17 protein-coding genes are annotated in these 21018 nt (G+C 73.4%); 14 read left to right on the top strand and 3 right to left on the bottom strand.

From position 1 onward, the window contains the following. Window positions 1-26 precede the first annotated feature (26 nt). Complete coding sequence (locus PSQ21_RS34360) at window positions 27-863, bottom strand: helix-turn-helix domain-containing protein (protein WP_274035332.1); 837 nt, start codon at window positions 861-863, stop codon at window positions 27-29. A 270-nt stretch (window positions 864-1133) separates the two neighbouring features. Between PSQ21_RS34360 and PSQ21_RS34355 the strand changes: the two genes are divergently transcribed. The 11 genes from PSQ21_RS34355 (at window position 1134) to PSQ21_RS34305 (ending at window position 13980) form a co-directional block, all read left to right on the top strand. Continuing rightward, a complete protein-coding gene (locus PSQ21_RS34355; RefSeq protein WP_274035329.1) occupies window positions 1134-2537 on the top strand; it encodes a cytochrome P450 in 1404 nt (467 codons plus the stop codon). Window positions 2538-2655: 118 nt separating this feature from the next. Next, window positions 2656-2802, top strand: coding sequence for a hypothetical protein (locus PSQ21_RS34350; protein ID WP_274035328.1), 147 nt, complete (start codon window positions 2656-2658; stop codon window positions 2800-2802). A gap of 1263 nt (window positions 2803-4065) precedes the next feature. Beyond that, entirely contained in the window at window positions 4066-5232 is a 1167-nt protein-coding gene (locus PSQ21_RS34345; RefSeq protein WP_274035326.1) for a glycosyltransferase, read from the top strand. Beyond that, complete coding sequence (locus PSQ21_RS34340) at window positions 5229-6710, top strand: exopolysaccharide biosynthesis polyprenyl glycosylphosphotransferase (RefSeq protein ID WP_274035325.1); 1482 nt, start codon at window positions 5229-5231, stop codon at window positions 6708-6710. The genes PSQ21_RS34345 and PSQ21_RS34340 overlap by 4 nt, the downstream gene beginning before the upstream one ends. Before the next feature lie 2 nt (window positions 6711-6712). Beyond that, window positions 6713-8077 (top strand): O-antigen ligase family protein, encoded by a 1365-nt coding sequence (locus tag PSQ21_RS34335; protein ID WP_274035323.1) that lies wholly within the window; start codon window positions 6713-6715, stop codon window positions 8075-8077. Beyond that, on the top strand, window positions 8074-9804 hold the full coding sequence (murJ, locus tag PSQ21_RS34330; RefSeq protein WP_274035322.1) for a murein biosynthesis integral membrane protein MurJ: 1731 nt from the start codon (window positions 8074-8076) through the stop codon (window positions 9802-9804). Before PSQ21_RS34335 ends, murJ begins: the two co-directional genes overlap by 4 nt. Beyond that, window positions 9794-10606, top strand: a complete 813-nt coding sequence (locus tag PSQ21_RS34325) for a polysaccharide deacetylase family protein (RefSeq protein WP_274035321.1) — start codon at window positions 9794-9796, stop codon at window positions 10604-10606. The genes murJ and PSQ21_RS34325 overlap by 11 nt, the downstream gene beginning before the upstream one ends. Then, window positions 10603-11739 carry a glycosyltransferase gene (locus PSQ21_RS34320; protein WP_274035320.1) on the top strand — a complete coding sequence of 379 codons (1137 nt, stop codon included), beginning with the start codon at window positions 10603-10605 and terminating at the stop codon, window positions 11737-11739. Before PSQ21_RS34325 ends, PSQ21_RS34320 begins: the two co-directional genes overlap by 4 nt. Further along, window positions 11736-12410 (top strand): lipopolysaccharide biosynthesis protein, encoded by a 675-nt coding sequence (locus tag PSQ21_RS34315; protein WP_274035319.1) that lies wholly within the window; start codon window positions 11736-11738, stop codon window positions 12408-12410. The genes PSQ21_RS34320 and PSQ21_RS34315 overlap by 4 nt, the downstream gene beginning before the upstream one ends. Continuing rightward, window positions 12407-13558, top strand: coding sequence for a GNAT family N-acetyltransferase (locus PSQ21_RS34310; protein ID WP_274035318.1), 1152 nt, complete (start codon window positions 12407-12409; stop codon window positions 13556-13558). Before PSQ21_RS34315 ends, PSQ21_RS34310 begins: the two co-directional genes overlap by 4 nt. A gap of 140 nt (window positions 13559-13698) precedes the next feature. After that, the gene (locus PSQ21_RS34305; protein ID WP_274035317.1) at window positions 13699-13980 is read left to right on the top strand and encodes a chaplin; all 282 of its coding nucleotides are present in this window, start codon (window positions 13699-13701) and stop codon (window positions 13978-13980) included. A 67-nt stretch (window positions 13981-14047) separates the two neighbouring features. Here PSQ21_RS34305 and PSQ21_RS34300 read toward each other — a convergent pair whose 3' ends face one another. Continuing rightward, window positions 14048-14911: a tyrosinase family protein gene (locus tag PSQ21_RS34300; RefSeq protein WP_274035316.1), complete on the bottom strand. Its 864-nt coding sequence runs from the start codon at window positions 14909-14911 to the stop codon at window positions 14048-14050. A gap of 19 nt (window positions 14912-14930) precedes the next feature. After that, window positions 14931-15416, bottom strand: a complete 486-nt coding sequence (locus PSQ21_RS34295; RefSeq protein ID WP_274035314.1) for a tyrosinase family oxidase copper chaperone — start codon at window positions 15414-15416, stop codon at window positions 14931-14933. Between the two features lie 253 nt (window positions 15417-15669). On the opposite strand from PSQ21_RS34295, the gene PSQ21_RS34290 reads away from it, so the two are divergent. The 3 genes from PSQ21_RS34290 (at window position 15670) to PSQ21_RS34280 (ending at window position 21002) form a co-directional block, all read left to right on the top strand. Next, complete coding sequence (locus PSQ21_RS34290; RefSeq protein WP_274035312.1) at window positions 15670-16959, top strand: cytochrome P450; 1290 nt, start codon at window positions 15670-15672, stop codon at window positions 16957-16959. A 122-nt stretch (window positions 16960-17081) separates the two neighbouring features. Beyond that, the gene (locus PSQ21_RS34285) at window positions 17082-18314 is read left to right on the top strand and encodes a glycoside hydrolase family 26 protein (protein ID WP_274035311.1); all 1233 of its coding nucleotides are present in this window, start codon (window positions 17082-17084) and stop codon (window positions 18312-18314) included. Between the two features lie 228 nt (window positions 18315-18542). Beyond that, on the top strand, window positions 18543-21002 hold the full coding sequence (locus PSQ21_RS34280) for a SpoIIE family protein phosphatase (protein ID WP_274035309.1): 2460 nt from the start codon (window positions 18543-18545) through the stop codon (window positions 21000-21002). The last annotated feature ends 16 nt before the right edge of the window (window positions 21003-21018 follow it).

Here is a 21018-nt window from a genome sequence, read left to right as displayed (position 1 = left end):
CGACGCGAGGGGCGGGCGGTTGGCGGCTACCCGGCTCCGAGGAGGACTTCGCCGCGACGCCAGCTCGTCGGCGACCGGCCGGTGAACTCGCGCCAGTCCCGAACGAGATGGGCCTGGTCGGCGTAGCCGGAGACGGTTGCCACCTCGCCCCACGGGAGCGGGTCCCGCGCCGCCGCCAGTCCGTGCGCGTGCTCGAAGCGCAGGACTCGGGCCATGGTCTTCGGCGACAGGCCCACCTCGACGCGAAACCGCTCGGTGAGGTACCGACGGCTCCAGCCGAGTTCCGCGGCGAGGGCCCCAACCCTGACGCACCCCCGCGCGGCGACGAGGCGGCGCCATGCCTCGGCCACCTCGGGGCGCTCCCAGCGCACATCGTCGCCGCAGGCGCCACGACCGACAGCTCGGAGGAGTAATGCGTCCAGCGTGGTGAAGCGCGCCGCCCATGTCGTCGCCGATCGGAGCCGGTCGACCAGCTCGACGGAAAGCGCTCCGAGAAGAGCGTCGAGGGGGACCAGCCGGTGGGCGAGCTCGGCGGCGGGCATGCCGAAGATGGCCCGGGCCCCGAGGGGTGTCAGCGCCACCTGAACACCTTGCTGGCGTCCGTCGTGGTGTATCGCGACGGACCGGCACATCAGACCGCCGGCCACGCTGCCGAATCGGGCGACCGGTGACCCGTCGTCGACGCCCGCCGCCACCTCCAATGGATCTGACAGGCTGATCACCGCGGTGAGCGCGCGGCTCGGCGGGCCGCAGTGCACCCCCGTCGGGAGCCCGCGGAGGTCGAAGCCGACATACGAGTCGACGTACTCCCGCAAGACGGGTGCCGGGCGTGCTCCGATCCCGGTGGCCGTGTGGTCCTCCATTTTCGCCAGTGTACGAGCGCCCGGCCCAGGACGATCACCCCCAGGGACCGACTGGCTCACCGCCGTTCGCCGCTGGTCCTCGGCCCCCGCGAGGACCGGCCCCGTCCTCGGCCCGCCCGCCCCGGCCATCCACCGGATTCCGGCCCGCCACGGGCTGACCCGTTACGCACAGGACCGGCCCACCCGTGACCGCCCCCGCAGTTGATCGTTGGCCACGTACTGGCGGCCGGAGCCGCGGAGACCGACGAACGTGACAGGACAGCAAAACTGATGAGTGTGGACCGGACAGCCTGCCCCGGACGACCGATTGTGCCGCCCGGCGCGGGAGCGCTCGCCCACTCCCGGGCCCTGCGGTTCTGGCTGGACCCGGCCAACCTCGCGGCCCGCCTCGAGCAAGCGGGCCCGGTCGTCCCCACCAGGACCGGCCCGGCAACCGCCTTCCAGGTCAACGACCCGGCACTGCTGCGCAAGGTCGGCAGTGATGAGGACACCTTCCGGTTCTGGGGCCCGGACCCGAGCCTGCGCGACTTCACCGAGGACGGGGTGGTCGGCATCGAGGGCGCCGCCCACCGGGAGCGGCGCGCCGTGATGAGGCCCGCGTTCAGCGCGTCCCGGCTCACCGCTCTCGGGCCCGGCGTCCAGGCCCGTACCCGGCAGCTCCTCGCCGACCTGCCCGCGGACCGACCGCTCGACATGCGGGTGGAGATGAGCCGGCTCGCCTGCGGCCTCCTCGTCAGCTGTGTCCTCAACAGCGAGATCGCTCCCGACACCCTGGCCAAGATCGCAGCCGCCCGCTCCGCCCTGTCCGGCGGCACCTTCTGGCGCTACGCCCTCGCACCCTGGCCCTGGGTCCCCGTGCCCCGGCGCCGCGCCAGCCGCCGCGCGCTCGCCGAACTGGACGAGGCCGTCCGCCAGGTGCGAGACCGCCACCGGCCCGACCCCGACGGCCAGGACCTGGTGTCCTTGCTCGAAGCCGCCGCTCCCGAGAACCCCCACGTGGTGCAGCGCGACATCCGCGCTCTGCTGATCGCCGGCATGGAGACCAGCGCCTCCACCCTCGCCTGGGCCTGCTACGAACTGGGCCGCTCCCCGCACTATCAGCAGGCGCTCCAGGACGAAGCCGACGCCGCGCCCGACGCGAGCCGCCTCCAAGCACACCAGCTCCCGCTCGCGACCGCCTTCGTCCAAGAGGTCACCCGCCTCCACGGCATCCCGTTCCTGGTCCGCCGCACCCGCCGCCAGACCTGCCTGGGCGGTGTACGGATCCCGGCCGGATCCGTGGTCACCCTGCCCCTGGGGGCCCTGCGCCGTGACAGGAACCGCTACCGCGACCCGGACGTCTTCGACCCGCAGCGCTGGCTCCCCCACGCCGAGCCGCCACCGGCCCCCACCGCGCTCCTCGCCTATGGCCTGGGCCCCCGATACTGTCCCGGCGCAGCCGCGGCCGATGCCATGCTGCCCGTCGCCCTGGCGACCCTGGCCAGTTCGCGCACGCTGCGCCCGGCGCGGCCGGGCCGCAAGATCGGCGTGAGCCTGGAACTCACGCCGACACCCAAGGGCCTGACCATGTACGCCACACCATGCGAACCTCAGCCGGCCGACACCACGCCGGCGCCCGGCGCGAACATCGTTTCCGGTTCCGGGGTGACTTCCCCCGAACGTGGCCACGCGTGACCCGCGCTCCCGGGGGCGAACAAGCGATCTCCGGCTTCGGCTTCTGCTCCGTGCGACGCCCGGACATCTTCGCGTCCTTGCTGGGTACGCGGATGGCATACCGCTCCCAGGAGGAATCATGGCCGGACTGATCGCCCGTCTCACACAGTTCACCCGCAGCCCTCAAGGGCGGCGGACCATCGCGTCGGCCCGGCGAGCCGCAGCCGACCCGCGCAAGCGCGCCCAGGCTCGCAGCCTGCTCGGCCGACTGCGCGGACGCCGGTGACCTCGGCTCTTCGGCGGACGACCGAAAGTGCCTGCTGACGTCGCTCCCGCCGCCCAGGCGCCCTGACTGCCGGCCCGGAACGTGCGGCCGAAGGCGATGCTGTGCAGGCCGTCGATGCTCGCGGGACGCCCCGTGGGGGTGCTGGTCACGCGGATTCGTCCTGAGTCTTCCGGCGGTGGGAGCGGCGTCGGCCCGACGGTAGCGGGTGGTTCTGTGGACCTTCAGCGTGAGGGAGTCGAAAGCGCGCTCGGGGATCGAGGCGCAGGCGTTTGCTCGCTCGGGCGCGGGAACAGCGGGGCACGGGGCGCGTGGGGTCCTCGCCGAACCGGCCTCGGACCTCCTCGCCGCACCACGTCGGCGTACGGTCGGCGCCGTTGATCAGCGGCACCCCACGCGAGCAGGAACCCGGCCGGCAGGTCGGCCTCGAACTGCGACCGGCTCCTCCGCCGAGGCGGTACCGCGAAACTGGCACAGATCGCGTACGGCAGCCGGCACCGGCCCAGGCCTCGCCACCGTCGGTCCGACCGCAGACCGATCGGACGGTCTGAGAACGCTTCAGGAATCCGGAAGCCGCGTCGCCGGGCACCGTGGCCCCCGGAAGGGAAGAGCCCCCGGCCGCAGCGGCGGACACTCAGCGGGCCCCGGGAGAACGCCAGGGATACCGCACAGGAGTGCACCGCAACGGCCGGGCTCGATCACGAACCGGCCCTTACCGGCGACAAGCCGGAACAGCCCCGGGGCGGCCGATAGATGGTGCCGCCATCCGGTGTGGCGATCGGCCGAGCACGGCATGCCGGAAATCGGCTGTCGACATAAGCGGCGGGATACGCGCGGAACACCTCCGCCCTTCCGTACAGGGACGCTCAACAAGCCCTTTCACCTGCTGTTTTTGAAAGGCGTGTGGTCATGCGCCGATCTGCTGCGCGACCACTCGAATGGTCTCCCTTCTCCCGTCATTCCCCTGTGGTCGTATGAGCGAGTCACGCGCACCATTTCGCCACAACTCTGCCAAAGTGCAATTCGGCTTAGCCCTACCGGCAATGGGGGGTGAAAGAAGGAGTAGGGCTGGGTGCGTGCGGCTGCAAGGCGGAGGACCGAGGCAACGCGGAGCGTTGATGGACGACAACGCCGGAGGGGGCCCCTCCCAGCTCAAGCGATTCCGAGAGCTTGGGGGAGCGCGTGCCCGGCCCCGCGACGCCGCCCCCTCCATTGCCGGTGGGTCTTATTCACCGGATTGAGCGAAGAGAGCCGTGCGTGCTGCACATGCGTCGTACTGAAGAAAGCCAATTGACGGTCCTTCATTTGGTTCAGCCCGTGGACGGCGGAGTTGCCCGGGTCGTCACCGATCTCGTCAGGGCCCAGGCCGGATCCGGGCTGCGCCCCTTGGTCGCCTGCCCGCCCGGGAGCCCGCTGGCCCTCGGGGCGGCGGCCGCGGGCGCCCAGGTCCACGACTGGTCCGTCACCCGGGCCCCCGGTCCCCGGCTGGCCGGTGAGGTGGCCGCCGCGCGCCGGATCGTCCGCGCCAGTCGCCCACACGTGGTGCACGCCCACAGCGCCAAGGCGGGCCTGGCCGGCCGGATCGCGGTACGCGGCCGGATCCCCACCGTGTTCCAGCCGCACGCCTGGTCGTTCGAGGCCGTCGGCGGACGCGCCGCGGAACTCGCGCTCGGCTGGGAGCGGTTCGGCGCGCGATGGGCCGATCACATCCTGTGCGTCAGCGAGTCCGAACGCCGCACCGGGCAGGAGGCGGGCATCGCCGCCCGCTGGTCGGTCATCCACAACGGCATCGACCTCGACCGGTTCCGCCCCGGCGGAAGCGGGGACCGGGCGGAGGCCCGCGCCTCGCTGCCCTTCCTGGAGGGCGTCGACCGGGACGCTCCGCTGGTCGTCTGCGTCGGCCGGCTGACCCGGCAGAAGGGGCAGGACGTGCTGCTGCGGGCCTGGCGTCGGATGCCGGCGGCGGGGGCCCGTCTGGTGCTGGTGGGCGACGGGCCCGACCGGGGCGGGCTGGAGGCGTCGGCCCCGCCGGGCGTGCTGTTCACCGGAGCCTGTGAGGACGTGCGGCCGTGGATCCACGCGGCGGACTTGCTCGTACTGCCCTCCCGCTGGGAGGGCATGGCACTGGCCCCCCTGGAGGCGATGGCCTGCGGGCGCCCCGTCGTGCTGACCGACGTGAACGGGGCGCGCGAGAGCCTGCCGCCCGGCCACGACGACCACTGTCTGGTGCCGCCGGAGGATCCGGCGGCACTGGCCGCGGCGCTGACCGCCCTGCTCACCGACCCGGAACTGCGCGAGGCGGTGTCCCGCCGGGCCCTGCGCCACACTCGCGCGGCCTTCGACGTCCGACGGACCGCGGGCGCGGTTGCCGGTCTCTATCAGGAACTTGTCGGCATGTCCGGCCCCACGACGAGGAAGCGCACCGAGCGATGACGATGGAGAGTGCACCGGTGCCCGGCACCGGCCAGGCAACAGCCGTACAGGCGCCCACGGTTCATCCGCCGCGAAGAAGCGGTGGCGCTGCGCGGACGCGGCCCGGCGAGCGCCGGACCGTCCGGCGCGGCACTCTCGCGCCGCTCCTGTGCGCGGACGCTCTGGCCCCGGCCGTGACGTGCGCCCTGGTCGTCCCGGTCTCCTGGCCCTGGCCGCTGGTGGCGGTCCAGGCGGTGGCGCAGGTGCTGCTCTTCGCCCGGCGCGGCCTGCACCGGCCGCGTCTGTCCCCCTCGGTCCTCTCCGAACTCCCCGCCCTCCTCGGCCTCACCCTTCTCCAGTGGTACGTGACCATGGAGATGCTGGCCGCCTGGGCCCCGCAGCAGGCGATCGGCTGGACGGTGCTCGCGTACGGGGCAGCCACCCAGACCGCGTTGACCTGCACGGGACGCGCGGCCGTGTACCGGGCGCGGCGGCGGGCCGCTGTCCGCCGCCCGCTGTCCACCCTGGTCGTGGGCCAGGGGCCACTGGCCGGCCAGGTGACGACCGCCCTGTACGACCACCCCGGCTACGGACTGCGGCCGGTCGGTCTGGTCGCCGGCCCGGGGTACAGGGACGAACAGCGGGCGGCAGGCGCCGGCTCGGTGCCGCTGCCGGTCCTGGCCTCGCCCCAGGAGGTGGGGCGGGCCGTCGTCCAGAACAGTGTGCGGCACGTGGTGTTCACGGCCCCGCCGGAAGCCACTCCGGACGGTGCCGCTCTCTTCTCGCTGCTCACCGGGTACGGCTGCCGGATGTGGCTGGTGACCGGTCCCGGCTCCGTCGCGGGGCTCCCGGCAGAGGGCCGCCGCGACCACCTGTGGGGCTTCAGCGTCCAGCCGCTGCGCGACGGAACTGACCGTCCCCTCGGCCACGGGGCGAAACGGACGATGGACGCCGTCCTGGCCACGGCCGGGCTGCTGCTGGCGGCCCCGGTGATGGCGGGCTGCGCCCTGGCCGTGCGGCTCTCCGACGGACCGGGCGTGATCTTCCGCCAGGAACGCGTCGGCCGGCACGGACGACCTTTCGTGCTGCTGAAGTTCCGTACGCTTCGGCCCGCCGACGTCCAGGAGTCGGCCACCCGCTGGAACGTCGCCTCCGACGGGCGGATGAGCCGGGTCGGCCGAGTGCTGCGCCGGACCTCCCTCGACGAGCTGCCCCAGTTGTGGAACGTGCTGCGCGGCGATATGAGCATGGTCGGTCCGCGTCCCGAACGTCCTTATTTCGTGGCGCAGTTCAGCCGTGCCCATCCGGGCTATCAGGCCCGCCACCGGATGCCCGTGGGCATCACGGGGCTGGCCCAGGTGAACGGGTTGCGCGGCGACACCTCGATCGAGGAGCGGGCCCGCTTCGACAACCACTACATCGAGACCTGGTCGCTGTGGCAGGACGCGTGCGTGCTCGCGCGGACCGCGGGTTCCCTGTTCCGGCTGGGAGGCAGCTGATCATGGCCGCCGTCCTGACCCCGCCCGCACCGTCGACGACCACCGGGCCGCGCACCGTCACGCGCCCCCCGCGGGGCGGTTGGCGGAGCCGTTGGCCGCTGCTGCCGCTGGTCGCGACCGTCCTGCTGCCCGCTCTGCCCCACGGGGCTTTTGGTGGGGGCGGTGCCGGTCCGGCCGACGTGGCCTCCGGTCTCGCGGTGCTGGTGTGTGCGGGGCGGCTGCTCCAGCTGCGACAACGTCCGCTGAGCGCCACCGCCGCGCTGGTCCTGGGACTGCCCGTCGTGGGCTTCGCGGTGGCCACGGTCACGGCGGCGGACCCTGCGGCGGCCCTGCCGGGGCTCGTCCGCTGTCTCCAGGTCTTCGTCCTCGTACCGATCGCCGTGTTTCTGCTGCTCCGGGACGCCCACGGGTTCCGGATCGTCGGCGGCTCGCTGGTCCTCCTGGCGGTCGTCCAGGGCGTCACGGGCGTCCACCAGTACGTCACCGGGACCGGCGCCTCGTACATGGGCGAGGACATCCGGGCGGTCGGCACGTTCGGGCCCGGCGACATCATGGGGATGGCGACCGTCGTCGCCTACGGGCTCCTCGCCGCCGCGGCCTGTGCCCTGCGTACGCCGCGGAACGCCCCTGCCTGGCTGCGGCCCTGCGCCGCCGTCCTCGCCGTCACGCTGATCGTGCCTCTGACGCTGTCGTTCAGCCGGGGCGTGTGGATCGCCACGGCCGCCGCGGTCCTCGTCGTCCTGGCGCTGACCGGGTGGCGGCAGGCCTGGACGTCGCTGGCCGTGCTGGGCGCGGCCGGGGTGGTGCTGGTCGGGGGGTTCGGCATCGGCTCCGAGATGATCGCGGACCGGGCCGCCAGCGTGACCCGGGTGACGAGCACCCCGGACCGGTCGGTCAGCGACCGCTATGCCATGTGGAGCGCGGCGGGCGCGATGTGGCGGGAGCGGCCGGTCGTCGGGGTCGGCCTCAAGGGCTTCCCCGCGCACCGTGACGGACACGCCTCCATCGGGCTCTCCTCCGGCAGCGACACGGCCGGGGCGGGCCAGGAGTTCCGCCGGCAGGCGCTCCTCTCCCCGCACAACATGTACCTCCTGGTCCTCAGCGAGCAGGGCCTCATCGGTCTGACCGCGCTCGTCGGCAGCTGGGCGGCGATCCTGGCCGGCGCGGTCCGCAGACTGTGGCGCGCCCGCTCGCGCGGGCACACGGCTCTGGACTGCGGGCTGGCGGCGGTGGCCCTGATGACCTGGCAGTGCGTCAACTTCCTGTACGCGGACATCGGCGGGCCCACCACGGTGCTGAGCGGTGTCGTGCTGGGGCTGGCCGCATGGTGGGCGCTGGCCGGGCCGGACCGGGTGGACGCCGCATGAGCGACACAGGCGCGGGGACGGGGACGGGGACGGAGGCGGCGGCGCGTCCGGCGGACGCGGCAGCCGCGCCGCCCCTGCTCCCGCCCCCGGGAGGAGGGTCCGAAGGGTCCCTCTCCCCCGGCTCCGCGCCCGGGACGGCCGACGGCGAGGTCCCCCTGCTGGGGTCGTTCCTCGCCCGCGCGGCGGCGGCCACGGCGGTGCTGACCGTGCTGGGGGCCGTCCTCGGTCTGGTGCGGGACCAGGCCGTCGCCCGGTACTTCGGGGCGAGCGGCGCGAGCGACGCCTTCCTGGTCGCCTGGACCGTGCCCGAGATGGCGGCGACACTCCTGATCGAGGACGGGATGGCGCTCCTCCTCGTCCCCGCGTTCGGCCTCGCCCTGACCCGGCGGGAGGCGACCGCAGGATTTCCCGGTCCCGACCCCGTACGGGATCTGGTGGCGACGACGCTCCCCCGGCTGTTCCTCCTGCTGTCCGGCGGCGCGGCGCTGCTGATCGCGGGCGCCCCGTGGGTCGTGGGCGTGCTGGCGCCGGGCCTCGCCGATCCGCGGCTCGCGGTGGACTGCACCCGGCTGACCTCGGTCACCGTCCTCACCTTCGGGATCACCGGGTACTTCAGCGCCGCGCTGCGCGCGCACCGCAGCTTCCTGCCGCCCGCCGGGGTCTATGTCGCGTACAACCTCGGCATCATCGGGATGACGCTGGCCCTGCACGCGCGGTGGGGTGTGCGGGCCGCCGCGGTGGGGGTCGCGGTCGGCAGTGTGCTGATGATCCTGACCCAACTGCCGATGTTCCTGCGGTTGGTGCCCCTCGCGCGGCCCCGGCTGCCGCGGTTCGGGCGACGGGAGGGGCGGGCCGCGCGGACCGTTCCGCCGCTGGGCTTCGCGGTGCTGGCCCCGGTGGTCCTGTTCGTGGTGAGCCGTCAGTCCCAGGTGCTGGTCGAGCGGTTCCTGGCCTCCACGCTCCCGGCGGGCGCGATCTCACATCTGAACTACGCGCAGAAGGTCGCGCAGCTCCCGATGGTGCTGTCGCTGATGATCTGTACGGTGACCTTCCCGGTGGTCGCGCAGGCCATGGCCGCCGGGGACCGGGAGAAGGCCCGGCTGCGCGTCGAGCGGGACCTGGCGCTGGCCGGGGCGGTGGTGCTGCTCGGCACTGCGGTCGTCCTCGGCTACGCGCCCCGGATCATCGAGGTCCTCTTCCAGCGCGGCGCGTTCGACGCCGCCGACACCGCGTCCACCGCCCAGGTGATGCGGGTGTACACGCTGGGGCTGCTCGGCCACTGTCTGGTCGGCGCGCTGAGCCGGCCGTTCTTCTCGTCCGGGCGGCCCACCTGGTTCCCGGCGTTCGCCATGGGCACCGGGCTGCTGGTCACGATGGGGGCCGGGTACGCCCTGACGTTCCGCTTCGGCGTGGACGGCATCGCGACCGCCAACGCGATCGGGATCAGCACGGCGGCGCTGCTGCTCCTCATGGGCCTCGGCGCCCGGGTGGTGCCGATCCGGACGCGGGCCGTGGCGCTCTCGCTGGCCCGGCTCACCGGGGCCTCGTTGGTGGCGGGCGTGGCCGGCTGGGCGTGCGCGCCTCTCGTCCCCGATCCGGTGCTGAGCCTGGCCGCCGGAGGCCTCCTCGTCCCTTCCGTGTTCTTCCTGACCGGGCTCGCCCTGCGCTCGCCCGAGATCGTCTCCCTGCTGGCACTCATCCGACGGAGGTTCCCTGATGGCCGCTGATCCCTCGGCACTTCGCGCCGACGCTCCCTCGTCCCGGCCCCGCCCGCACACCCGCCGCCGGCCGTGGATCCTCACGTATCACTCGGTGACGGACCCGAGCGACGATCCGTACGGCATCACCGTCTCCCCCGACCGCCTCGACGAGCAGCTGTCCTGGCTGCGCAGCCGGCGGCTGACGGGGGTGGGAGTGTCCGAGCTGCTGCGCGCGGGGGCCGCGGGGCGGCGCGGGCTGGTCGGGCTGACCTTCGACGACGGGTACGCGGACTTCCTCGACGAGGCACTGCCGGTGCTGCGCGGGCACGGTTTCCGGGCGACGGTATTCGTCCTGCCGGGCCGGCCGGGCGGAGTCAACGCGTGGGATCCGCTCGGCCCACGCAAGCCGCTGCTCACCCAGGACGACGTCCGGCGGGTCGCCGCGGCGGGCATGGAGGTCGGCTCGCACGGTCTGTACCACCAGGATCTGACGGCCCTTCCGGACGAGGAGCTGCGCCGGGAGACCGCCCACAGCCGGGAGCTGATCGGCGATCTCACCGGGTCGCTCCCGGAGGGCTTCTGCTATCCGTACGGCATCCTCGACCGCCGGGTCACCGAGGCCGCGCGCTCGGCGGGCTACGGCTACGCCTGCGCCCTGGCCCCCGGCCCGCTGCTCGGCCGGTTCGCGCTCCCCCGCACCCACATCAGCCAGGCGGACCGGGGGGTGCGCCTCTGGGCGAAGGACCTGCGGCACGGGCTGCGGCAGGTGGCGCCGCCGGGCGCCGCAGCCCGGGCCGCCGGGCCGGTGCTGACGGGCGGTCGGCGGTGAGGGCGCTGCACGTCATCACCGGGCTCGGGGTCGGCGGCGCCGAGCGGCAGTTGCGGCTGCTGCTGCGTCATCTGCCGGTGGAGTGCGATGTCGTGACGCTCACCAACCCGGGGGCGGTGGCCGGGGAGCTGCGGTCCGACGGGATCCGGGTGACCCACCTCGGGATGCGCGGCAACCGGGACCTGTCGGCCGTCGGAAGGCTGGCCCGGCTGATCCGGGACGGCCGCTACGACGTGGTGCACACGCATCTGTACCGGGCCTGCGTGTACGGCAGGATCGCGGCCCGGCTCGCCGGGGCCCGGGCCACCGTCGCGACCGAACACTCCCTGGGGCGTGCCGAGATCGAGGGCCGCCCGCTCACCCGGCCCGTCCGCGCCCTCTACCTCGCGACCGAACGCCTCGGGTCCGCGACCGTCGCCGTCTCCTCCACCGTGGCCGGCCGGCTGCGGGACTGGGGGGTGCCCGCCGACCGGATCCGGCTGGTGCCGAACGGCATCGACGCGGACCGGTTCCGCTTCGACGCGGGGCGACGGGCCTCCGTACGGGCGGAACTGGGCCTCCCCGGGGAGGCGTTCGTCGTCGGCGGGGTCGGGCGGCTGGTGCCGGGCAAGCGGTTCGACGTGCTGATCCGCGCGGTCGCCGCCCTGCCGGAGGCCCGTCTGCTGCTGGCCGGGGACGGGCCGGAGGCCGGGTCGCTGCGCGCGCTGGCCCTGCGGCTGGGGGCCGTGGACCGGATCCGGTTCCTCGGGGAGTGCGACGAGCACGGGGACGGCCCGGTCCCGGGGGTCCCGGCGTTGCTGAGCGCCGTGGACGTCTTCGTCTCCACGTCCCGCGAGGAGTCCTTCGGTCTCGCCGCCGTGGAGGCGCTCGCCGCCGGACTGCCGGTGCTCCACGACGCCTGCCCGGCCATCGACGACCTGCCCGCCGCCCACGCCCCCGCGGCCACCCGGATCGCCGGGAGCCCCGAGGAGCTGACGGCCCGGCTGCGGCAGCGGATACAGGCCGGAGCGGACCGGAGGCCGCCGCCCCGGGCCGTCGGCCATTACGACATCAGGCGCAGCAGCGAGCGCCTGATGGACGTGTACGCGTACGCCCTCGACACCGCCCCACCGAACCGGAGAGCCCTTTCATGACCGACTCACCCGAGCAGCAGCGACACGTCGTCGTCCGTCGGCTGCGCACCGCGCTCGCCCGGCTGCCTCATTGGTGGCCGCTGCCCGTCTGTGTGCTGATCGGCACCGCGTCCGGGCTCTCGTACAGTGCGCTGGCCGCGGACCGGTACGAGGCCACCAGTTATGCGATGGCGGTCGCCGAGGCGGGGACGGATCCCTCGGCGGCCCTGGGGTACGCCCAGTCGTACGGGCGGCTGACGACGAGCGACGCGACGCTCTCGTACGCCCGGGGCGCGGCGGGCGAGCCGGTGCGCGAGCTGCGGTCCCACGTCCGGTCGGAGACCTCTCCCGACTCACCGATGATCGCGGTGACGGGCACGTCCGGGGACCGGCGGAAGGCGGCCGACATCGCCAACGCGGTCATCGAGGCCGTCATCGTGAGCAGTGGTCATGTCTCCAAGGACACCGGGGTGAAGCTGATCAAGTTCTCCCATGCGATGACGCCGGACCAGCCGGTCTCGCCGTCCGTGCCACTGGGCGTCTCCGTCGGGGCCGCCGCGGGCGGGCTGCTGGGCGGCCTCGTGCTGCTGGTGCGCCCGCGCGGGGCGGGCGGGAGCGTCTCGGCGCGGGTTCCCGGTCCGACGGCCGAGGGCGGCAGCGTCGCCCAGGACGACCGGGAGCTCGTCCGATGACGGGGCGGCGGCGGGCGGGCGGGCTCGTCGTGACGCTGTGCCGGGATTTCGCGGAGTTCGGCGCGCTCGCCGGGGAGTGGGACGCGCTGCACCGCCGCTGCGCCACCGCGACCCCGTTCCAGAGCCATGCCTGGCTGCACTCGTGGTGGATCTCCTACGGCCAGGAGGGCCGGCTGCGGGTGCTGCTGGTCCGCCGGGCGGGGCGGCTGGTCGGGGCGGCGCCGCTGATGCTGGTACACCGTCCGATGCCGCTGCTGGTCCCGATGGGCGGGGCGGTCTCCGACTTCTTCGACATCCTGCTGGACGAGGAGGAGGCCGGGTGCGCGGTGGGGGCGCTGGGGCGCGGTCTGGACCGGGCGGCCCGGCACGCCGTGGTGGACCTGCGGGAGGTCAGACCGGACGCGTCGGCGCAGTTGCTGTTCGGGCGGTGGGCCGGGGCCCGGAGCCGGCTCACGGACTCGACGTGCATGGAACTGCCGGCCGAGCCGCTGGGCGACGCCGTGGCGCGGCTGACGGGCTCGCGGGGTCAGCGGCTGCGCTCCAAGCTGCGCAAGGCCGACGCCCTGGGCGTCGAGGCTCTCCGAGTCCCGCGGGACGGGGTGCCCGCGGCGATCGCCACGTTGCTGCGGCTGCACGAGCGGCAGTGGGAGGGCCGGGCGGTCAACCCCGAGCATCTCCGGGCGCGGTTCTCGGACCATCTGATCCGGTCGGTGGGACGGATGGTGGGGGACGGTACGGCGGCCATGACCGAGTTCCGGTTGAACGGCGAGGTGGTGGCGTCCAACCTGTCGTTGCAGTCCGGGCGGCTGACGGGCGGCTATCTGTACGGTGCGGATCCGGCGCTGCGCGAACGGAAGGTCGATGTGTCGACGCTGCTGCTGCGCGAGGTCGCCCAGCAGGCCGCGGACAGCGGGTACGAGGTGCTGAGCCTGCTGCGCGGTGCGGAGCGTTACAAGAACCACTGGCAGCCGGTGCCGGTGGTCAACCAGCGGCTGCTGCTGGCCCGGCCGGGTCTGGAGCCGCTGCTGCGGCTGCGCGAGTCGCAGGTGGCCGTACGGGAGCGGGCGGTGGAGACCGTGAAGGCGCGGTTCCCGGCGGCGCGGGACTGGCGCGAGCGGCTCACGGGGTTGCCGGTGATCGGACGCTGACGCGGGCCCGGTGTACGCCGGACAGCGGCATCGGAGGTACCACCTGTGAGCAGATCCGTTACCGTCCGGCGTCTGCCGCGTTGTCAGGGGGTGCGGGCCTCGCGTCCGCAGCACACCCCCTTCTTTACAAGGAGTTCCGAATGTCTCGTATCACGAAGGTTGCCGCTGTCATGGCCGGCACCGGCGCCCTGATCGCCGGCGGCGCCGGCATGGCGTCCGCGGACGCCGGCGCGCAGGGCCTCGCCGCCGCCTCCCCCGGCGTCGCTTCGGGCAACGTGGTCCAGGTCCCCGTGCACGTGCCGGTGAACCTCTGCGGCAACACGATCGACGTGATCGGCGTGCTGAACCCTGCCTTCGGTAACACCTGCGTCAACGCCGACGGTGGTCACCACGACAACGGCGGCTACGGCTACGGCCGCTGATCCCGCGTAGTACCGGAACGGCCGGTCCCCTCCTCCCGGAGGGGACCGGCCGTTCCCCGTTCCGGGCTCAGGCGTAGCGGTAGGTCTTGCTGTGGTCGAGGAGTTTCCTCGGGGTCACGCCCCAGGGGGGCATCGCCTCGTCGAGGCCGAAGACGTAGTCGCGGTCCGGGCCGGGCGAGGCGGGCTTGCGGCCCGGCAGGTAGGCGGATTTCGGGTGGGCCTTGCGCCACCGGTCCCACAGCAGGTCGATGAAGGAGTGGTGGAGCCAGAACACCGGGTCCTCGGGGGAGGCGGCGCCCGCCATCGGACCGCCGACCCACTGGTGGACCCGGTTGTGGAGACCCACCGTGCGCACGCCCCGGATCCCCCAGCCCTCGACGCGGTTGCGGAAGCCCTCGGTGCAGACGCTGTTCCAGGGCTCCGTGTCGTAGACGGGGTCCTGGAGCGCCCGCGCCACATCGTTCCGGGTGGGGAGGGACACCGGGTTGCGGCCGGGCCTGCCGAAGTTGCGGGTGAGGTAGCGCTCGTCGGTGACGCCCCTGCCGACGTTCCAGTTGCCCGTGTCGTGGGCGAACGCTCCGGTGGTGACGCGGCGGTCGCCGGGCCTGCCGTTGCCGCCGAGGAAGTCCTCCGCCCAGAGCGAGGAGGTCGGGCTGTCGTCCTGGGTCCAGTCCCAGTACGGGACGCTGACGCCCGCGTCGACAGCTTGGAGCGCCTTCTCGAACTCCAGGAGGTACTGGCGGTGCCAGGGGAAGAACGAGGACGTCATGTGCGCCGGGCGCGGCCGCCTCTCGGTGTCCATGACGTAGTACTCCCGGTGCATGACGACGAAGTCGTCGTAGCGGCCCGAGCGCTTCAGTTTCAGGATCGCGTCGACGAGGCGGCGCTTCTCGGTGCGCGTCAGGTCGCGCTGGTTCTTGCGGGTGTACACCGGTGCTGCTCCTCCTGGTTCACATGCGGTGCGCGGCGGGGTGCGCGAGCCCGGCGGCGCCGAGCTCGTCGACGGCTGCACGGGCTGTCTCCAGCAGCGTCGGGTACGACTCGTAGTGCCGGACGTCGCTCAGATAGGTGCCGTCCGCCCGCCTCATGACGTGCAGCGGCCTGCCGTCGATGCGGATCTCGGCGCCCGGTCCGGCGGCGACCATCACGCGGTCGTCGTTCGAGGCGGCGGCGACGGCTTTCGTCGCCCCCCGGATCTCCCGGCCCCGGTACATCTCGGCGAACTGTTCCGTCGTGGACACGGGGCCGGGCACGGCGCGGGCTCCGGGCGCCCCGGGCGCCGGTGCGGGCCGGGCCGCGGCGGCCTGCTCACGGTCGAGCAGCGGGAGCAGGGCGCCCGCTGTGCCCGTGACCACCGCGGCGGTGAAGGCTCCGCGCAGGACGATCCGGCGGGAGGGGGTGCGGGTGACGCTCGGTTGCGCGGGGGTTCGGCTCATGGGATGACTACCTGCCTCTCGTTGACTCGCCTCATTGATTCGTTAACTCGTCCGAGGTGCTTCTGATGGCGATGTTGACAACGAGGCGGGGGCGAAACAGTTCTCGTGCGTGCGGCGTACGGCGCACCGGCGGTGGTTCCGTTCCGTCAAACGCGTGAGGGTGCGGGGTCGTCGGGGCGGCGGGCCGCGTCGATGAGGCGCCTCGCGGCCGGTGGGCCGGACCATGGCCTGGCGAACCGTGGAGGTGAAGGGCATGACCGTTCCGTACCAGCTGTCCGGGGACCGTGTGCTGCGCGCGGCGGACGTCGACCTGGCCGACCCGGCCTTCTGGCGGCTGCCGCGCCCCGAGAGGCTCAGGGCCTTCGCCCTGCTGCGGGAGCTGGACGCACCGGTCCTGTTCACTCCCCGGGCCGGTGCCGCGCGCACCGCCGGCAAGCCGTTCCACGCGCTGGTGCGCCATGCCGACGTACGGACCGCGAGCCGCACGCCCCAGGTGTTCGCGAGCGCTCCGGGGGTCACCACCCCCGAGCCGGCCGGCTGGGCGAAGGCACTGTTCGGGAACTCGATGGTCAACATGGACGGGCCCGAGCACGCGGCGCTGCGCCGGATCATCTCGCGGCGGTTCACCCCCCGGCTGCTGGCGGACGTCGAGGAGAACATCGGCCGGCTCGCCGGGCGGCTGGTGGGCGAGCTGATCGCCGAGCGCCCCCGGGACTTCATGCCTTCGGCGGCCTCGCGGCTGCCGCTGGAGGTGATCTGCGACCTGATGGGCGTCCCGAAGGCGTACCGGGCGCGGATCGCGGAGCAGATCGACCACGCCTCCGAGCACGTCGGCGTCGAGCGCCGGGGCCGGGCCCGGCTGCGGATTCCCGGTCGCGGGCTGGCATCGCTGGCCCGGATGCGGATCGTCATGGGACGGCTCGCCCGGGAACGGCGCCGTCACCCCGAGGACGACCTCGTCTCGGCTCTCGTCAGCGCGGACATCGACGGCGAGGCACTGTCCGGGCAGCAGCTCGGGGCCTTCTTCTCCCTGCTGCTGGTGGCCGGGGTGGAGACGACCCGCAACGCCATCGCGCACGGGCTGTTCCTGCTCGACCGGCACCCGGAGCAGCGGGAGCTGCTGCGGTCCGACTTCGACCGCCACATCGGCGGCGCCGTCGACGAGATCGTGCGGCATTCGACGCCCATCATCCAGTTCCGCAGGACGGTCACCGCAGAATGCGCACTGGGTGGCCGCACGTTCCTCCCGGGGGAGAAAGTCGCGCTCGTCTACGCCTCCGCCAATCGTGACGAGGCGGTTTTCACCCATCCGGATCGATTCGATATCACCCGGTCGCCGAATCCGCATCTGGGATACGGCGGCGGGGGCCCGCACCACTGTTTGGGAGCCCATCTGGCTCGCCTCGAAATGACAGCCCTGTTCCGGGAACTGATCAGCCGTCGCCCTGTCATGGGGAATCTGGGAGATCCGGAGCTGGTCGACTCGAATTTCGACAACCGTGTCGGCTCGCTGCCGTTCACGTTCGGCCCCGCATTCACCTGAACGGCGCGCCCGCACCACCGAACAGGATAAATGGACTCCTGCGCATGCCCCCGGTGGACGATGATGCGACTCTCTCCCTATCAGGCCGAACCGGCCGGAATTCACCGCAGCCAGGAGGAGCAATGCCGGCCAAGCGCCGTCTCTTCGTATCGTGCATCGCGGCGGCTGTTCTCAGCCTCCTGGCGGGTGGCGGCATCGCGGGTCAGTCGCCGCCGGGCACCGATTCCGTCGACGGCGCCGCCCCCGGCCCGCCGGGGGCGGCGAGCAGCACCGCGCACGGCGCGTATCTGGACTACGGGCCCGCCGGGGTCCGCAGGATGGCCGACCTGTCGCGCTGGCTCGGAGGGGCGGAGCTGCGGGCGGGACACACGTACCTGCCGGGTGATCTGTGGGTGAACATCGAGGGGGCGCCCGATTTCCTCGAAGCCTGGGCGGACTGGAGACAGGCGGACGCGGACCGGATGTTCGTCCTGAACGTACCGATGCTGGAGCGCAACGAGGAGCGGGTCGGGGACGACGAGGTCCGCGGCCTGCTCCGGGCGGGCGCGGCCGGGGAATACGACCAGCACTTCACGCGGCTCGCGGAGCGCCTGGTGGGGCTGGGCGTTCCCGATACCGTGATCGTGCTCGGCTGGGAGATGAACGGCACGACGTACACACATCGGTGCGGTCCCGACCCCGCCTCCTGGAAGGCGTACTGGGAACGGATCGTCACGGCGATGCGCGCGGTGCCCGGTCAGGAGTTCCGCTTCGACTTCACGCCGAGCCGGGGGCGGGACGCGGTGCCGTGGACCGAGTGCTACCCGGGCGACGACGTCGTCGACATCATCGGGATGGACTCCTACGACCAGCCTCCCGGCGAGACCTTCGACGACCAGATCACCGACCCGTACGGGCTCCAGAAGCACGTCGACTTCGCGGCGGAACACGGCAAGCCCATCTCGTTCCCGGAGTGGGGGCTCTTCCGCAACGGTGACAACCCCGAGTACATGCGGCGGATGCTGGAGTGGATCGACCGGCACGAGCCGCTCTACCAGACGGTCACGGACTACTGCCCGCACGGCGTCTGGCAGTGCGGGAGCAATCCGCGGTCCTCGGAGGTGTACCGGACGATGCTGACCGAGATGGCCGCGCCGGCCACGCCCGGCCCGACCCCGACCCCGACGCCGCCCGCTCCCTCTCCCGCTCCCTCGGACCCGACGGTGCCGCCGTCCGTGGTGCCGTCCCCGGTGGCTCCCTCGCCCACACCGCCGGGGGCCGGGGCACCGCCCACCCGCGGGTGGTGCGTCCCCGTCCCGTTCGGCGACTGGCTGGGCCCGTGGCTGCGGGAGCGCGAGATCTGCTTCCGTCTCTGAGCCTGGACATGGAAACGGCTCCGGCCCTCCTGTCGGAGCCGGAGCCGTCCACCCACACGGGTCCAGCGCGGGGGCAGGTGGACAAGCGGCCGCTTGTCTCCCCCTCCAACGCGGACACGGCCCGCTCCGTCACGCCGCCGAACGAGGGACAGCCCGCCCCGGCCCCGCGCCGGGCGGGCTCCGGCGCGACGCGCGACCATGGAAACCTACAGAGGGTGGTGAGGTGCGATGGCGTCCGCCGATGAGGGCTCCCCGGCGGAGCCCGGCCCGCTGCCCTCCGGGGACGGGTGGGAAGCCGCGCGCATGACCGACGACGCGGCGGCCGTGATCGCCGGGGACGGCACGGTCATCGGCTGGACCCGAGGGGCCGAGGCGCTGCTCGGGTATCCGGCGGCCGAGGTGGTCGGCCGGTCCGCCGCGCTGTTGCTGGCGGACCCCCGGGGAGCCCGGCGGACGGCCGAGGTGGCCGCCCGCTGCCGGGCCGGTTCGGGGTGGAGGGGGCTGGTCCCCCTGTGGAGCCGGGACGGCCGGTCGCTGGAGATCGACGTGCGGGCCACCGCCTCGTTCCTGATCGCCGGGCGGGAGGGCTTCCTGGTCTCCGGGCGGCGGCTCACCCCGCACTGGTCGATGAGCGGGCCCGTGGTCGACAGCTTCCTGGCCCGGTCGCCGGTCGGCATGGCGGTGCTCGACCCCGACCTGCGCTATCTCTGGCTGAACGACACCCTGGAACGGTTCGGCGGCGTGCCCCGGGAGCAGCGCCTGGGACGCCGGCCGGCCGAGGTGCTGCCCGGAGCGCTCGCGACGTCCCTCGAACGGCTGATGCGGCAGGTCCTGTCGACCGGCGAGGCGATCACGGACTACGAGTACCTGGGCTGGAGCTGGGCCGATCCGCACCGTCGGCGGGCGTTCACGAGCTCGTTCTTCCCGCTGGCCGACGCCGGGGACCGGCGGATCGGCATCGGCTGCACGGTCCTCGAGGTCACCGACCGGTGGAACGCACGCCGGCTGCTGGCGCTGGTGAACGAGGCCGGAGCGAGTATCGGCTCCACCCTGGACGTACAGCGCACGGCGCAGGAGCTCGCCGACTTCGCGGTGCCCCGGTTCGCGGACTTCGTCTTCGTCGACCTGTTGGAGACCCCGTTCGGCGGCGACCGGCCGGGCGCGCCGGCCGAGGGCGAGCGGCCGGCCATGCGCAGGGCGGGCTTGAGCTCGGTGCGGGAGGGCTGCCCGGAGGCGGTCGTGCGGGTCGGGGAGGCGGTCGGCTTCGTACCTCCGCCGCACGACGCGCACTTCCTCCTGGACGGCGACCCGGTCCTGCTCCCGGTGCTCGACCCGGACAGCCACGGGTGGGCGGTGGAGCAGCCCGCGCGGGCCGCCCGGCTGCGGGAGTTCGGGCTGCACTCGCTGATCTCCGTACCGATGCGGGCGCGCGACACCGTACTGGGGCTGACCACCTTCATGCGGTCGCGGAATCCGGTGCCGTTCGACGAGGACGACGTGGCGCCCGCCCGGGAGCTGGTGGCGCGTGCCGCCGTGTGCGTGGACAACGCCCGCCGTTACACCCGGGAGCACACCGCGGCGCTGGTGCTCCAGCGGAGCCTGCTGCCGCACACGCTGCGCGGCGGGACGGCGCTGGACGTGGCGTCGTCCTATCTTCCGGCGGACGCGAAGGACGGGGTCGGCGGTGACTGGTTCGATGTGATCCCGCTGTCCGGAGCCCGGGTCGGCCTGGTCATCGGCGATGTCGTCGGGCACGGCATCGGGGCCGCCGCGACCATGGGCCGGCTGCGCACCGCCGTCCAGACGCTGGCCGACATGGACCTTCCCCCGGACGAACTGCTGGCACGCCTGGACGATCTCGTCCTGCGGCTCAGCGAGGAGGAGCGTGCGGGGGGCCCGGCGGAGCGGGGCGGGACGACGGTGGTGGGGGCCACCTGTCTGTACGCCGTCTACGATCCGGCGAACGGCTCCTGCACCATGGCGCGGGCCGGTCACCCGCCGCCGGTGGTCGTCACTCCGGACAACACGGTCAGCTTCCCGGACCTGCCCGCCGGGCCGCCCCTGGGACTCGGCGGGCTGCCCTTCGAGTCCCTGGAGATCGAGCTGCCCGAAGGAAGCCTCCTCGGCCTCTACACCGACGGGCTCATCGAGGGGGCCGACAAGGACCTCGAACGCGGCATGGACCGGCTGGGCCGCGCGGTGTCCCGGGACGGGATGCCGCTGGAGGACCTGTGTCCGGCGGTGGTCAAGGAACTGCTGCCCGTACCGCAGCCGGACGACATCGCGCTGATCCTCGCCCGGACCCATCGCCTGAGCCCGGAGCACTTGGCCTCGTGGGACGTGCCCGTGGACCCCGCGGCGGTCGGTGAGGCGCGGGCCAAGGTCTCCCGCCGGCTGGAGGCGTGGGGGCTCGCGGAGCTGTCGATGACGACGGAGCTGATCGTCAGCGAGCTGGTGACCAACGCGATCCGGTACGCGGTGGGGCCGGTACGGCTGCGGTTGCTGTTCCAGGCGTCGCTGACCTGCGAGGTGTCCGACGCCAGCAACACCTCGCCGCGGCTGCGGCACGCCAGGACGACGGACGAGGGCGGGCGCGGGCTGTTCCTGGTCGCACAGCTCGCCCATCGGTGGGGCACGCGCTACACCCCCCGGGGGAAGATCATCTGGGCGGAGCAGCCCCTTCCCTGATCCGGGCCCGACCGCC

This window comes from Streptomyces sp. MMBL 11-1 (assembly GCF_028622875.1).
Lineage (GTDB): Bacteria > Actinomycetota > Actinomycetes > Streptomycetales > Streptomycetaceae > Streptomyces.
This window is presented reverse-complemented; position numbering and strand designations above follow the sequence as displayed.